General features: G+C 39.5%; 11 protein-coding genes. 3 read left to right on the top strand and 8 right to left on the bottom strand.

Features of this window, described 5'->3' with window-relative positions:
- Nucleotides 1-136 precede the first annotated feature (136 nt).
- From D9597_RS21145 to D9597_RS21115, 7 genes are all read right to left on the bottom strand, one after another.
- Complete coding sequence (locus D9597_RS21145; RefSeq protein WP_130224496.1) at nt 137-1,072, bottom strand: hypothetical protein; 936 nt, start codon at nt 1,070-1,072, stop codon at nt 137-139.
- A 4-nt stretch (nt 1,073-1,076) separates the two neighbouring features.
- Entirely contained in the window at nt 1,077-3,605 is a 2,529-nt protein-coding gene (locus D9597_RS21140) for a fimbria/pilus outer membrane usher protein (RefSeq protein ID WP_276320031.1), read from the bottom strand.
- A gap of 77 nt (nt 3,606-3,682) precedes the next feature.
- The gene (locus tag D9597_RS21135) at nt 3,683-4,309 is read right to left on the bottom strand and encodes a hypothetical protein (RefSeq protein WP_130224492.1); all 627 of its coding nucleotides are present in this window, start codon (nt 4,307-4,309) and stop codon (nt 3,683-3,685) included.
- An 11-nt stretch (nt 4,310-4,320) separates the two neighbouring features.
- Complete coding sequence (locus D9597_RS21130) at nt 4,321-5,049, bottom strand: fimbria/pilus periplasmic chaperone (RefSeq protein ID WP_130224490.1); 729 nt, start codon at nt 5,047-5,049, stop codon at nt 4,321-4,323.
- A gap of 12 nt (nt 5,050-5,061) precedes the next feature.
- Nucleotides 5,062-5,796 carry a molecular chaperone gene (locus D9597_RS21125; protein ID WP_130224488.1) on the bottom strand — a complete coding sequence of 245 codons (735 nt, stop codon included), beginning with the start codon at nt 5,794-5,796 and terminating at the stop codon, nt 5,062-5,064.
- Nucleotides 5,777-6,502, bottom strand: coding sequence for a molecular chaperone (locus tag D9597_RS21120; RefSeq protein ID WP_130224486.1), 726 nt, complete (start codon nt 6,500-6,502; stop codon nt 5,777-5,779). Before D9597_RS21120 ends, D9597_RS21125 begins: the two co-directional genes overlap by 20 nt.
- A gap of 20 nt (nt 6,503-6,522) precedes the next feature.
- A complete protein-coding gene (locus tag D9597_RS21115) occupies nt 6,523-7,122 on the bottom strand; it encodes a type 1 fimbrial protein (RefSeq protein WP_130224484.1) in 600 nt (199 codons plus the stop codon).
- A gap of 1,116 nt (nt 7,123-8,238) precedes the next feature.
- On the opposite strand from D9597_RS21115, the gene D9597_RS21110 reads away from it, so the two are divergent.
- The 3 genes from D9597_RS21110 (at nt 8,239) to D9597_RS21100 (ending at nt 10,558) form a co-directional block, all read left to right on the top strand.
- Nucleotides 8,239-8,610, top strand: a complete 372-nt coding sequence (locus D9597_RS21110) for a winged helix-turn-helix domain-containing protein (protein ID WP_130224482.1) — start codon at nt 8,239-8,241, stop codon at nt 8,608-8,610.
- Nucleotides 8,611-9,250: 640 nt separating this feature from the next.
- Nucleotides 9,251-9,694: a hypothetical protein gene (locus D9597_RS21105; protein WP_130224480.1), complete on the top strand. Its 444-nt coding sequence runs from the start codon at nt 9,251-9,253 to the stop codon at nt 9,692-9,694.
- A gap of 519 nt (nt 9,695-10,213) precedes the next feature.
- Nucleotides 10,214-10,558: a hypothetical protein gene (locus D9597_RS21100; protein WP_130224478.1), complete on the top strand. Its 345-nt coding sequence runs from the start codon at nt 10,214-10,216 to the stop codon at nt 10,556-10,558.
- Between the two features lie 432 nt (nt 10,559-10,990).
- On the opposite strand, the gene D9597_RS21095 is transcribed toward D9597_RS21100, so the two are convergent.
- Complete coding sequence (locus D9597_RS21095; RefSeq protein WP_130224476.1) at nt 10,991-12,202, bottom strand: conjugal transfer protein TraF; 1,212 nt, start codon at nt 12,200-12,202, stop codon at nt 10,991-10,993.
- Nucleotides 12,203-12,657: the final 455 nt, after the last annotated feature.

Raw genomic sequence — 12,657 nt, 5'->3', positions numbered from 1 at the left:
TGGTTAGAAATGGTACTTAAAAGGGGGAAGAGTCTTGATTGAAACAATGGATATATAATTATAGTATCAGCCGTGCATATGCATAATGCTATGAATTTAATCCTGAAGATATTGTCGATATAAAAATAACCAAATCTTAATAATAATATATATCCACATATGCTTTGGCAGTAATATCTCTGGGGTTCCCGCTGTTATCCCTGATTTTCCATCGCGTGATGTAGGTTTTTGTCTTCACTGTCTCCCCCTTATTAAACCACATAACATCACTCATAGTAAAACCGGTTTGCGGGTCATCGCCGGGATCAGCAACACAACCAAAATAAGAATGATATTCACCCAGTAACGAACAATCAGTAGAACAATTGAATTGACTAAATCGCACAGAATAGCCCAGTATAGTTCCCTTCGTACTGGTGGCTGCCCCAGAACAACTAACCCCAATATTAATGATCACCTGTTTCGACTCACTATTTGGTTTTATAATCCCCATATCAGTGGTGTCTGGAGGAGTAATAAGATAACAGAAAACAGAACCAGTCTCTGCTGGTACGGTCTTATAATTGATTACGACATAACTAGGCAATTCCCATACATCAGGCTGGTTTTTAAAATTACTGAATAATCCAGCAATGTATAACCCGGGGTATTTCATTAGGTCGGAATTATTAAAAGATATCTGACATAAAACTTGCCCTGCCCCCACATTAAACAAATACCCCGAAGAGTATAGAGCGCTTACATCCTGTTCTGCAGTGGGGGACGTAGTGTTAATCACTGTTCCCAATGGTGAAGATTGCAAATTCTGGGATCCATTACAGTTCACAGAAACAGCACCAGGAGCAGGAGCAGGACCAGACCACCCCAGAGTCAGGGCAAATATTCGATTATTTTGTGTGTGGTAACGACAGAGAACACCAAGTTCAGCAGGAGAAGTAGCACCTTGTGTATGACTTATACCAGTAATTTCGCATTGTGCCTGACTTCCATCAGAGACAGATTTTGCTAAGAATGATGATGCATAGGAACAAGAACAGACTATAAGGAACAGCAGAAGCATAAATCTGAACATAAGTTTACCTCGAGGAAAAAGGGTGTTGATGACAAGTCAGGGTTAATTCATCTAAATAACGCCCGGAATCATGCGGGAGATTGAAAGATGCACTGCACTGTTTATTTATTTCATTACCCCATATAACCTTTAAGTCTCCTTCATCAGTTAATCCTGATAAGTAAACTTCACCATTTTCGCCGACAATCCCCGCATTCCCTTTATTATGATCCGTCGCTAAACTTACCATCGCACCAAAAGGAACAACACCTCGCTGATAATGCAACGTTATAATGGCCTGCCTTCCGGTGCGTACAGGATATTCTGCAACAACAACAGCCCCTTTTGTCGGCACAACGCGTCTTCCGGTTTCCGTTAACATAACATGGCTATCCAGACCATCAGGATCGAGATTAATCGCGTTATAGCGATAATTAGTGAGTGACGGAACCACGGCATAACCTTGCCAATCGGTATTTTCGTGAGTATTTACGATATGAACCCCGGAAGCGCCGGGGGCGCGGATCAGAGCAATACTTTCCCCTAAAACAGGTGCAAGCGTCACTCCCCAGGAATGGATGACAACGCCGCCAGTAGCACTGGCGCTCGCTGTCTTCTGATGATGACTCCAGTCATAAGCAAATTGCGCATTACCCGTACTTCCGTCATATCCCATGTTTAACATTGTCATCGCGTCCTGACCTTGTGACGATGACTGTCCAAACTCATAATTCCAGTTGTCATTTAACATTCCGGAAAGGCTGGCCATTTGACTGAAATTCCCCCGAGGGTCGCGAATTGCCTGGTAACTGAGATCACCATAACGGGAATTTGAATTGGATGAGAAGGCATCAAGCGGTACTGAAAGGTTGAAAGAAACCTCACAATTCTTTTTCTGCCCTGGCATGGTGAGCTGATTTTTATTAACGGAAATGTTAATCGACATAGAAACTGCACTAACAGACAATCCATATCCAAAACTAAAACGGTTATCAGTTTCACTTGAATTCCAGTAATCCTCATGAATTGCGCTAAGATTCATACTTCCCCAATGACTAAAATTTTGTCGCAAAATGATTTGCTGCGAATTCCGCTGACGCCTTCTGTTTCTGTATAATTCGCCTGATACCTGACTCCCCGTTAAAGAGCTCATAACCGGTAAAGTCTGACTATCCATAAAGGATATATAACCACGCGACGCATAACGAAAATCATAGATATCAATAGTTGTACCCGTAGTAATAAGATTTTTTGAGTACTTAAGTCGCCATGCATTACCCGATATCGTAGAACTCTGAGGCTGGCTTGCATGCGACCAGGTATTATCAATCGATACAGCCCCCAACTCTCCCAGTGAAACGCCAGCACCTGCCGTCATGGCTATATATTTTCGAGAAAGCAAAAATCCTCCATAGCCAGTAGTGTTTGCAGGTAAACCATAAATAAGAGTTCCCTGGCCGAATGTAGGTTGAACATCCTTATGATAAGAGTTAAATATTGCCTTCCCTATCTCAAACTCATATTCAGCATGGCCATTTCGCTGCATGATGGGGAGTCCGGTGTAGGGCTGAACCCACTGCTGGGTATTACCATTCGCTTCCCTGACAATTACCGTCAACTCACCGCTATTCATTGTCTGTGGAATATCTGTTAAGCGGAAATCTCCAGCGGCAACGGATGTCTGATAGATGAGATTATGGTTCTGATAGATACTAACTTGCGCACGCGAGCTGGCAATACCAGAAATAACAGGCGCAAAACCACGTTGATTGTCAGGTTTCATGCCATCACTGGATTTCAACTTAAGACCTGTAAAATTAACACTGTCCAGTATGTCATTTTGTGTCCATGTTTCACCCAGAGTAAGTTCACTCTTTAGTTTTTTTAGATCTCTCGCAATATATCGGTTAGAGAATATCGGTGAATTTGCCTGTTGCGACCACGTAATGGAACTGCGTAACCGCCATGGCCCCCAATTTGCACCGCCTTGCGATGAAAGAAAAAGTGAACGCATTCTTGCATGTCTGTTGGAGAAATCAGCATCACTTTGCATACCACTGAACATATAATTAAACATCAGAGCTGGTATGCCGTCATCCCATTTGTCGACTGCAGGAAGCTGAGAAGATTCGGATGGTTTCATTACTATTTGTGGAATCTCAACATTAAGTTTTAGTTTCTGCTGTTCAAAACGAATCGTTGCGCCGGGAATAACACGTGACAAATCATCAACATATTCACCGTTTTTTAAAGCTGCAAGGGCATCATTACTATTAGTATTAACTCCCCAACGGCTAAGTTGTTCGCGGTTTAACTGTGCGGTTAGTTTTCCTCCGCGAGGAGATACTTTAAACTTAACCATTTCTGAGGATATCCATACAGTATTAACAATAACATCAACAAGATATGTTCCTTCAGCAAGTGATGATTCCTTTTCAAACTGACTAAGATCTATTTTTTCTATGCTTCCCTGCTGGTCGGTCATCAGTAGGTCAGGATCGAAATAATCTTCAGCGTGGCTCGATTTCTGGAAAAGAAAAGGCCCAACAATCATTAATATTAATGATAATCTAAGAAGGTTTATTTCGACTCTGAATAAGAGTAGATCAATAATTTTCTTATGATTCATGATTAGATGAAGAATAATGAGATATCTAATGCAGCGTGAAATTGACCATTTCCTGAATCACCATCAGGAGGAATGCAAATACCTGTGAATAGTTTTGCCTTACTATTATTCAATGAGTGGAGTTCACCAGAAGGTGCAGGCTTTACAGGCCAGGGAAGTAAATTTGCAGTAAGATTATTATAATCAATTACATTAGCCTGGCTGCAATGTGCAATGTTGGGTGTCGTTAATTGATCGGTAAAATTAAAAACAGCGGATAGCTTAACATTTTTCGAATCTGCTGCACGGAAAGTATAGTCGGTATCGGCCTCCTGCCCACTAAAACCAACCATCACATTCTTTCCCGCATCAATAAGGCCTGTGCAGTTATTCAACGTTAGTTCGAGAATCTCAAGTGGATAAACATTATTAGGACCTATAGTAGTCAGTATTGATTTGTTTATCGACGTTTCAACCTCCGTTTTATCCAAAGAGATATCGCATGTTGTAGCTTCAACAATTGCATGAAAGTTTAAATATGCGTATTCCTGTAAAGGAGTAGATGCCAGAGTTGCCTGCTCAAAAACAGGGACAACAAACATCTGAATGCCACAAAAAATAAAGGAAAATTTTCTTATCAGAACATTCATACCCTAACTCGCTAAAAATCCATTTGATATAAGTCAGATGGCATACCAGAGTCATTCCGAAAACGCCATGAAACCTGATGCACACCTGGTGAGCAATGTTGAACAGAAGTATTTATTTCCAATTTACCATAAGGTGGTACGGGTCTAATGAGTATTGACTTTTTGATCCTAAACTTATCAATAAATAGCTGCGCCACTTCCCTGTAATAACCTGAGCGATTGAAAATATTCAACTCACCATTATCGCAAGAAAAGTAAATGTTTTTTTCATTAATTGGATCAAGCATAGGGCGCCAGTAAACCCTGATGTTATAGGCAGTGACTAAATGTAATTTAGCTGAGTTGTACACTTTAATTTCAGAGGGTATTAACCTTAGCGTCAAATAGTATAAACTCTCTCTATTTGATGGTAAGAGCGTTGCGCGTGATGGCACGACAAGTAAAGACAAAAAAATATCATCACCGGCACGTAGTTCGTGAAGTGGAGGCGAAACTATAAAGGGTGTAACTTGATTATCATTAACTGCCATCCCCGTTTTAGGGTCGTAACTTTGAATTACTGCCTGTAATAAATAATGATCGGCAGTATTGTTAACCACCCTGAGAACAATTTTATTTAAATGCGAAGAGAAGACCAGTTTGGTTTTATTAATGAAAATACCCTGCGTACCCTCATCACACAGCCCTTTGTTTGTTATTACTATTATCAGAAACATAACTATCTGGCGCAAAAAGGGCATATATATCCTTCGTTATAATAAATTGCAAGTCATCATCCTGGTTTCACCGCCCTGATCGTTGATGATAGTCCATTTTATTTCATCCCCTGGCGATGTTATTACCTTATCGAGAATAATTTTACTAAAAGGGGTAATCATTCTCTGTTTACCCTCTAACGCTATTTCTGTTCCATTGACAAAAACTCTGCTAAGCGTCAGAAAGTAAGGACTGGTATTGCTGATCGTCAATGCATGTACATTTTTCGTAAATGATAATAATGAAACAGACTTCTCCCACGATACATCAAGTTCCGCAGGACGTGAAAGAAGCTTAATAATTAAACTCAGTGATACCGATAGCTGCTGTTTTACCTTGTTCAGTTCAAAAAATGTTTTATCAATCGCCGGTATACTCTTGAAAACAATATACTGTAATGTTTCTTGATTATGTTGTTCTACAGGTTGTCGACGAATTATCCGTACTGTTTGCGACTGACCTGATGGTAATTTGAAAATTGGCGGTAAAATGTAAAAATTTGCCGATGGCGTTAGTTTCTCTGCACTGCCAGAAGAATTAACAATTCTACTCTGCACAAGCCATGTATATTTACTGGTATTGCTAATTACTATCTCTGTGCTGTGCAATGTAGAGCTCATAATAACTCTTGTATGATCAATACTTAACCCATCAGCATGACTTTTTACAGATACAAATAAGATAATTAACAAAAAGTAAAGGGCACGCATATTAATGAATTTTTCGCTCATGCATTTCTGCCATACCAAGATCGTTGAGAGTCACCCATGACACCTGTCTGCTATTCGCTATTTTTGTGGAAGTTAACTCTATAGACTCAAAGGGGGAGATCATCCCCATATTTTTCAGACCAAGAGTCGCTATACTATTGTGATCAAAAAAGAGGTCATGAAGCGAAACATAATACGGACTATTATTCATGATTTTGACGCCCGTAACAGTTCGGTTAAATACGATTTCTTTGGCTGCTTGATCAGCCCCCTCTTCCGTTAATCCAGCTGGGCGGTAAAACATCTTTATTTGTGAGGATAAGGAAAATATAATCCCAGCCTGCGTTTTCGTTGAGATTTCTACTTCTAATGGGTTTGATGCGACAATGCCTCGAGAAATAAAGTAGAATACTGACTCTTTATCACCAGGAAGTTTATCAGTTTCCTCTGTCGCAATAACCCTGATGGTTGCGCTATTTCTTGGAGAAATTTTTTCAATTCCAGGAAGAACCTTAAAATACTGCCCGTCTGGTTTGCCAGCACTCACTCTAGTAATATAACTCTGCATCAACCAGGTACTGTCAGTATTATTTCTCAAACTTACTGAAACTGACTTCTTTTCTGCTGGATAAATTATTCTTAGCGCATTAATCCCAATACCATCTGCCCATGCAGATGGCAGCAGGAACAAAAACAAAAATAAATACCTTTGCAAAAAATTAAGCACTATAGCCTCTTACCTCGTGTCTATTGGTAGACCATCATGAAATCTACAGGTACTTTAATATGCTGTGCAGCAGCAGTATAAGCAGTTGTCGCCTGCAATGATGCGGTTATAATTGCTTGTTTTCCATCAATTGTACTTACGTTCGTTCCTGCAGAGACATCTGCTAACTGAATATAATCATTGTTTTTAATATCTGCAGTAGTTGATGTTTTAGTAGCAAAGTCATACACACTGCCTCTAAGAACGACACCTACATCATTCTTCCCTGTGTTACTCCATAATGTTGTTTCACCGGGAATAGCCATTCCTGGACTAAATAAAACTTCTGCATAAACACCGCCTGCACTATTGGTTACCCCTGTAGGGCTACCAGACTCGGCACAATTAGAGGCACTCAAGGAAAAAGATTTTCCGCCAACATTTGTTTTCGCTGTTGCAAAATCTTTTGCAGAGAAAGTGCCTAATATTATGTTCTCATCTGATACATTTATATCACATGTTGTTTCCGAGATTTCTGCATAAACGTCTATATGCGCTGGCTTGCCGATTGCAACAGCATTATTCCACATTCCCATAGTAACTATGGCCATCAGAATATTAACTGAATACCAGTATTTCACAATAATTACCTTACTCATTATTTATAACGATATATAAATCCCCCTGTCATTCCTGAATCTAGTTACAAAACTAAACTCATTTTCAGGAAAATATATCGTTCACAAGCAAAAATTCTTGTAGTTGAGTATATACAGCTCTGTAAATCAGAAATAGTATCGGAAACATAATAAAAAAAGAAAAAAAGAATATATATATCAAAACAATAATTACGTCTTTTAGCTAAATTCCTGGAATAAAATTATTCACTAAAAAAAACAAAATACTGTACCTGTACTCATTGGAGCTATTTGATTTTATCATTTCTGCGGATCATGCTACGCAACTTGAAGTTTTCAACATCCATCAACGATAAGTCGAGCCTGGAACACCTGAACATCAGGAGGTGTGTTCAATGTGCTGGCGATTGTATTGACGACTTCTGAACGATGAAGCTCCATTATGATTGCCCAGGCTCAGTGCCAGCATTAAACCATCGCAGATTGGTCACCTTATCCACGAGTTGATGAATACAGCTGTAAATAGTGGTTCTGCCGTAGATTCGGTTATGGCGAGAGATGAAATCTGAAGCATCCAGAACAGCGGGTCATTGGTTGGTATGCACCATCAATGTGTTTCGTATCCCTGCTTTATCAATGAGGTAAAAAAGATCTGACTGACATTATCAATATCAGCCCATGTCTTATCACTGTACAGTCTTCACCTGAATCCGATACGGTGAATATGGAAATTAATGAATGGGCATACTTGCAACAATCTGCATTTTGCCAGTGTGCAAGAATTCAGGGATTCGATGTCGTTTTTTACCCCCTTTCTGGAAATAGCGATGCTGATAGCATCCAGAATTATTGCTAATTTTAAAATAGTGAAAAAATCACCTTAGGTTCTTTGTGTATACTTCATTTCGTCAAGTAACTTTTATCTTGCTTATTAAACTTTTGATTTACATAAGTGCCTGCCAAAATTCACAAAAAAATCACCAGGGACATAAAAATAATTATGACAGTATCAGAATTCTGTTATCAGGTGGTTATTAATTATTTTGTTTTAACCAGTTTCACGTATTGATAATAGATTAATGTTTATATGGTAATACATATTTGGCAAGGAGATATAATATGAACTCTGAATTGAATTTTGATGATGAAACCGGTGTACTTATGTTTGGTAAAAAGTCGACCCGATTAAGCCCAAAAGAAGCGGCATTGTTTTCGTCGCTGATGCACAAGCAGCAGTCAGATAGTATTCTACCACGAAATGAACTAGCTCAATCTGTTTGGGGAGAACGTTGGGAGGTAATCAGTAATAATAACATTCAACAGCTTATTCTTCAGCTTCGTAGAAAAATTGATGCTGTAGGTGGACCAGTGATAATCGAAAATATTTACAAGCGAGGTTATAAAATGACCATTCATGCACAAGGAGCTGGAAATGCGATAAGACGTAATTTAATTACTCGCTTTGTTTCACTAATATTAAATTTTATTTGAGTTCAATCCACACACCCTATACCTATAATTATTTATTTAGCCTAATAGTTTAGGCCCTTATTAATGATATTCAAACAATTAAATTTCAATATTACGCAATGCTTCAGCTATTGTTCCTCTGTGCATTCGGATGGCAGGGGAATATTTTTATTAGCACTACAATATAGCAACCACAGTATCATTCCCGACAAAACATTTACAGGCAATATAATTAACACGTAAATCATTTTCTAACTAATTTCTCAGCAGAAAATGCAACTCTATTGCATCTTTCATCTTCTTTAATGGCAAGGTTGTATCACGACCTTACCTTTGACTGTTAACAAGTTCGGGTTACTGACGAGGCGCACCTTGCATGATTCCTCAGTTCCCCCCGGTATCTTTGGTTACGTCCAGAGTTACATGGTGAATTTTAAACATGTTCCTTGATATCGTTTGTCTCCGATCATAATGTGCATTTCATTACGTTATAACCAAAACAATATTCCCCAGCAACTTGTTATTCTTCATTGATGTAATCAAATGACAGGTAATGCCAGATTTCATAATTATCATCAAGATTTTATTATTTTTCGTGTAAAAATGAATGTATCTGATAGTTCAATAATTATGGATTATATTGTTTTTAATGGAGAATTACATGATAACAGCTAGATTGCTTTTTACCGGTGCACTAATTCTTCCCACAATTTCCTTTTCTTCAGTTCTTACTACACAGCAAAAAAATTATCTTGAAGAAATCATGACAACACAAATCAGTAATGAACAAGATAGAACGGTGATCAAGAACGAGTGGACTGAAGCACATCAAATAGCAGAATTCTTATGCCGCCCCGTTGCAACGACTGTTATACAAAGACAGGAATCTCTCGTCGAGAAAGTCATTCTCAGTGACGGGGAACAAAATACTTTAACATTACATAGTCCTATCAGACTGACTGGCAATGGCCAATACCTTATTTCCGGGGAGAAATGGGTTCCATTTTATTTCCGCTGCGATTTATCTTCTATAACCGGCAAAGTTACCCGTTTTGTTATTGATCACCATACCCCGTTTCCTCATAGAAATGCCGTTTTACAATAAAACTAACCCGCAAGCTTAACATTTATCATTGATAATTCATTCCTGTCACCAGACGGGAATGAGTATTATTGCTGTTCTTCACTGAGAAGATATCCTTATTTTTTGTTACGGTAACTTCATGCTTCCCGCATCCACGATTTTCCGCCGTATATGCCCCTGTTGTTTCTCTTATTTTTCTATGACCATTCCATACTCAGCCATAACTGAGTTTACGTTCTGAACTATCGTATCCTGGTTTTCGTCATCATTTCGTAACAAGGGTGATAACAACTGTCTGATGCCAGTTAGCGTCTAAGCACCTGAGGATTATGACATATTTAACCACCTTCAATGATCACAGACATAAGTAATCAACTGTATTGAATATCTGATACAAATCTTCTATTTTTATATTTTTCCATTATTTTTATTACACAGGTCAATAAGATAATTTTCGCTTCGACGATACTGTTCAGTTAGACAAACGTAGTGTGTGTGATATAAGAAGTCGATACTCAAACAGAACATAAGGAACATGATATGAAAAAAATACACTTACTACTACTATTCTCATTCATATTATCAGGATGTACAACAGAATGGCAACGCACTCGCTATGATGCCCAGGATCTTTCAACTGCACAATATGAATGCGGAACATTGGCTGAAGAGAAATATCCCGTTAAGAATAGAGTCGCGGAAAGAACAGTTTATGAAACACACGTTGAAAAATGTCGCAACAACAAGCACTGCAAAAAAAAGTATGAAAGCTCACCAGCCTTACGAAGTTATGTGATTGATGTAAATGAACATACTCGTTATGAGTGGATGGAACTTTGTATGCAACAAAGGGGATGGATATCCAAAGTCAAAGTACTTATGTAAGGTAAGTGATAAGAATAATTATCAAACTAAATTTCGTCAGGCAATGGCCCTATATACACAATTTTTAATCCTGTTAATAATGATTCTTGTGTGAGGTAACTCCTGCTACAACCGTCCTACTCATTGTTCGATTTCCCCACCATGTATCATGGTGGGTATTTTTTTATCTAAAAAATATCATCTAAATATGATTACGTTCGATTATCTTTATCGTTAGAATTTTAGTCATTGCGCTTTTTGTATTCTTCCATATATCTCTGTTCATTACCGGTACATTATTGTATTGCTATATAGCTCCCCCTACTGACATCATACATCGACAGCTTGCCACAAAAACTACGGGCATACGCTTCACTATATTTTTCACAGCGCCGCTATATGCCCAAACTAAAACAGCAATATGTTACTGTAAGCCCCGGATTCTGGTTTCTGTCAGAAAGTCTCGCTCAACTGGGCTACTGCACCGTACGTCCGGCCAGCACCTACCAGACCAGCCAGATCAAGATGCACCACATTGAATGGAGAAATGCCGATACCGGCAGTAAATGCGTTGCCCTCTGAAGAGGCGATATTCTGACGATACCCCGCACGTAATTGCACCCAATTCCAGGCATTAAATTCAGCCCCCAGCCCCGCAAACTGACGCTTTTTATCACGGATAAAACCACTGGCCGGCGTCAGATCTACATCCAGCGCAGTCGTCACGATTCCGTTATGCCATGAGCCCCCGGCAGTCACCTGCGGGCGAATTCTGAAGGTTTCTTTCAGCCCATTAACCTCTTTCGTATCAATGCTGCGGGGAACAATATTTTGTCCAGCCAGCCCCAGCATCCAGTGTTCATTCAGTTCTGTGGTAAAACCAATGTCGGCATTAGCCCCGCCAGTCGTGTTACGGTATTCACGGCTGCGGAAATCGTGGCTGTCGTAATGTTGTACCGTGGTATTGTAATTAAACAAATCCACACGCTGATATTTTGGTGTCACGCCAAGGGAATATCTGAATCCGTTAGTCTCAAATGCCCTGGCAAAGGCAATTCCGACTTCACTTACCGCCGCCGCTCGACCGTAAGCCCTCGATGTCAACGTATCAAGGTCATCCGCTGTTGGAATAATTTTACCCTTAGTCACATCATCCAGATATTGCAGATCATGATTGCTGACTTTTCCCTCTACCGTTGCTGTCCCCCATGACTTCATCATCAGGGCAAAAGGCAATTGACTGTTAGGGACAGCCGCGACCATGCCCACACTGGCCTGTACATTCACCTGTGTATTTTTAAATTTCTCCAGTTGATGTTGCAGATCGGTCGCTGCCTCCAGAGGTGTCCCAGTAGCAGACAGTTCTGCCTCATAGCGATCCCATGCATCTTTCACACCATCCACGCCATCCTGCAGATGGTCAGGATCGGATGCCTGTACTCCGACTGACGGCATAATCATGCTGAAATCATCGGAAGCAGTGGCATTTGTCATCAGTGCCGGGTTAGCGAGTGCTGCCGCACAATAATGCGACGATGCAACCCCCGTTCCCCCCATAGCATCATTACTGGCTTCCATATAGGTCGTAGCCGCCTGAGTATTACCAGACAGCGCAATAAAAAAAGCACAGGTCAGCAGAGAATACTGACTTAGCGTAAATTTCATTTTTATTTTCCTGGCTAAAAGAATAGATTGTTTTTAATTAATATCCCATCGAAGCTATATACAGGTGTCGTCCCTCAAAAAAGGCATGCAGTTTTCTCGACGAAAGACACTTATATTTAATCGATGCCCAAATAGCTTGTTTTCAATAACTCAAGACACCTAACCAACCGGTAAGTTCACAGATATTAATCGCAGTAACTAATAATGTTTTTTAATACTCCGAAGCTGATATATCACCACTATAGCCGTCACGGGACAATCTTACTCATTGATTTTATTGCGTATAAATTACATGATCGGCAATCTGTGTTTAATTCGCTACTTACAAGCACGTCATTCCTGTGTTAACCAGAACATGCATGTTTTGCGTATTTTACAAGTAATTTGATTTATATTTATTTAATTTCATTCAGTTACTACTGCTTTATAAAATGTCTAAACCCATACTTAAATAA

It is taken from the genome of Escherichia sp. E13S3 (assembly GCF_004212325.1).
Taxonomy (GTDB): Bacteria; Pseudomonadota; Gammaproteobacteria; order Enterobacterales; family Enterobacteriaceae; genus Escherichia.
Note: the sequence above shows the minus strand (reverse complement) of the source record. Positions and strands in the feature narration are given on the sequence as shown.

What these genes read in the sequence shown, in the direction of transcription:
- D9597_RS21145 (WP_130224496.1), bottom strand. Translation starts at nt 1,072, where the DNA reads ATGTTCAGATTTATGCTTCTGCTGTTCCTTATAGTCTGTTCTTGTTCC.
- D9597_RS21140 (WP_276320031.1), bottom strand. Translation starts at nt 3,605, where the DNA reads ATGATTGTTGGGCCTTTTCTTTTCCAGAAATCGAGCCACGCTGAAGAT.
- D9597_RS21135 (WP_130224492.1), bottom strand. Translation starts at nt 4,309, where the DNA reads ATGAATGTTCTGATAAGAAAATTTTCCTTTATTTTTTGTGGCATTCAG.
- D9597_RS21130 (WP_130224490.1), bottom strand. Translation starts at nt 5,049, where the DNA reads ATGCCCTTTTTGCGCCAGATAGTTATGTTTCTGATAATAGTAATAACA.
- D9597_RS21125 (WP_130224488.1), bottom strand. Translation starts at nt 5,796, where the DNA reads ATGAGCGAAAAATTCATTAATATGCGTGCCCTTTACTTTTTGTTAATT.
- D9597_RS21110 (WP_130224482.1), top strand. Translation starts at nt 8,239, where the DNA reads ATGAACTCTGAATTGAATTTTGATGATGAAACCGGTGTACTTATGTTT.
- D9597_RS21105 (WP_130224480.1), top strand. Translation starts at nt 9,251, where the DNA reads ATGATAACAGCTAGATTGCTTTTTACCGGTGCACTAATTCTTCCCACA.
- D9597_RS21100 (WP_130224478.1), top strand. Translation starts at nt 10,214, where the DNA reads ATGAAAAAAATACACTTACTACTACTATTCTCATTCATATTATCAGGA.
- D9597_RS21095 (WP_130224476.1), bottom strand. Translation starts at nt 12,202, where the DNA reads ATGAAATTTACGCTAAGTCAGTATTCTCTGCTGACCTGTGCTTTTTTT.